This window comes from Pseudomonas sp., assembly GCF_049645325.1.
GTDB lineage: Bacteria > Pseudomonadota > Gammaproteobacteria > Pseudomonadales > Pseudomonadaceae > Aquipseudomonas.
Genome location: NZ_JBARTQ010000354.1, coordinates 1 through 2,191 on the forward strand (window position 1 = coordinate 1; position 2,191 = coordinate 2,191).

The 2,191-nt window shown below is 63.6% G+C and carries 2 protein-coding genes; one reads left to right on the top strand and one right to left on the bottom strand.

All coding sequences use genetic code 11. The features are described 5' to 3' along the window. Positions 1–142 precede the first annotated feature (142 nt). A complete protein-coding gene (locus tag WBB95_RS15795; RefSeq protein WP_424488441.1) occupies positions 143–1,318 on the top strand; it encodes an MFS transporter in 1,176 nt (391 codons plus the stop codon). Here WBB95_RS15795 and WBB95_RS15800 read toward each other — a convergent pair. Further along, a partial coding sequence (locus WBB95_RS15800) for an alpha/beta hydrolase family protein (RefSeq protein WP_424488442.1) occupies positions 1,312–2,191 on the bottom strand: 880 nt, incomplete at its 5' end. The two genes, WBB95_RS15795 and WBB95_RS15800, sit on opposite strands and share 7 nt — an antisense overlap.

The window sequence follows — 2,191 nt, forward strand, 5'->3', positions numbered from 1 at the left end:
CCCAGCGCGGGGCAAGCCCGCTCACCACAAGAACCCTGCTCAGTTCAACACGCCTGTTCCTCAAACAAATTAGTTAGCCTGCTTCCTTTTCCCCCAAGCCCTTGCCATCATGCCCTCACCGCCCGCCCGCGAACGAGTGACCATGCCTGCCGCCGCCCCCTCCTCCCTGTCGATCACCTTGCAGATCGTCTCCATCGTCTTCTATACCTTCATCGCCTTTATCTGCATCGGCCTGCCGATTGCGGTTATTCCAGGCTATGTGCATGAACAGTTGGGGTTCAGCGCCGTCGTGGCCGGGGCCACCATCGGTTCGCAATACCTGGCCACCTTGCTCAGCCGGCCCATGGCCGGGCGCATGTCGGACAACGTCGGCACCAAGCGCGCCATTGTGCTGGGCTTGGCGGGTATTCTGGTCAGCGGCGTGCTGACGTTTTTCGCGACGCTGGTCGAGAGCATGCCGGCGTTGAGCCTGGGCATCCTGATCGTTGGCCGGCTGTTGCTCGGCGTGGCCCAAGGCTTGATCGGTGTTGGCACCATTAGTTGGTGCATGGGCGCAGTGGGCGCCGAGCACACCGCGCGCTCGATTTCCTGGAACGGCATCGCCTCGTACGGCGCGATTGCGATTGGCGCGCCGTTGGGCGTGGTGATGGTGGCCGACTATGGCTACACCAGCCTCGGTATCGCACTGTCGGTACTGGCGGCGCTGGGTTTGGTGCTGATCCGTAACAAACCCTCGGTGCCGGTGGTGCGCGGCGAGCGACTGCCATTCTGGGCGGTGTTCGGGCGTATTGCACCGTTTGGTGCGAGCCTGTGCCTGGCCTCGATCGGCTACGGCACGCTGACCACGTTTATCACCCTTTACTACCTCAACCGCGGCTGGGCCGGCGCGGCGTACTGCCTCACCGTATTTGGCCTGTGCTTTATCCTGTCGCGCCTGGTGTTTATTTCCGCCATCAGCCGTTTCGGCGGTTTCAGCGCGGCGATCGCCTGCATGACCATCGAGACTCTGGGCCTGACCCTGCTATGGCTGGCGCCTTCCACCGGCGTTGCCTTGATCGGTGCCGGGCTGACCGGCTTCGGCCTCTCGCTGGTGTATCCGGCACTGGGCGTGGAAGCCATCAAGCAGGTGCCCAATAGCAGCCGCGGCGCGGGGCTGAGTGCGTATGCGGTATTTTTTGATTTGGCCCTGGCGATTGCCGGGCCGTTGATGGGCGCCGTGGCACTGAACCTCGGCTACGGCTGGATTTTCTTCTGCGCAGCATTGATGTCGGTCAGCGCATTGGGCCTGACCGTGCTGCTCAAGCGCCGCGCTTACTGATCGGCAGTCTGCAGGCCGGCACGCGTCGATTGGCCCAGCGTGTGGACGAAGAAGCGTCCCGCCTCTGAAATCAGGTCGCGGTGGATGCCTTCGCGGTCGACACCGTCAGCATCCGTACACACGGCGGGCATTGCCGCCAATTGATCGTTGTCGCACGGCGCCATGAACACGAAGTGCCCGGCCCCGGCCAACAGTTTGAAGTCCGGTGGCTCCGGCAGTTTGCGCGCCAGCGCAGCAGCGTTCTTGTCCACGGCCACCAGCTTGTCGCCGTCGCCACTGTAGAGCAACACCGGCACGTGCACGTCGGCCAGGGTGTGACGGCCGAACATCAGGCTCAGCGGCGCCATCAGCATCAAGGCATGGATGCGCGGGTCGGCCTGCGGTTGCAGGTCATCACGGTCGACCACCAGCTCGCCTTTGGTGGTGCAAGCGTCGCGGTCTTCCGGGCGTTCCTGGCAATACCGGCGCAAGCGATCGAAATCCGGCTTGGCGCCCGCCAAAATCAATGCCGTTTCGCCACCGGCCGAATAGCCGATCACGCCGACCTGATTGACGTTGACGAACGGCGACAGCATCGGGTCGCCGAGGGTGGCGGTGATCGCTTCGGAAATCTGGATCGGCCGCCCATACAAATTGCTCACCGTGCCCAGGCGGCTGTGGTCCTTGTAGTTATCGCCAGGGTGCAGCACCGCCACCACCACAAAGCCTTTGCGCGCCAGCGATGTCGCCAGGTCGTGCAAGGCCAACGGGGTGCCGGTGTTGCCGTGGGACAGCATCAACATCGGGAACCGCCCGATGGCGACTTTGGCGTCCTGGGTGGCAGCGACGTGGTAAGGGCCCAGTTGCGTTGAATGCTCATCGTCGGTGGATGGG

What these genes read in the sequence shown, in the direction of transcription:
- WBB95_RS15795 (WP_424488441.1), top strand. Translation starts at nt 143, where the DNA reads ATGCCTGCCGCCGCCCCCTCCTCCCTGTCGATCACCTTGCAGATCGTC.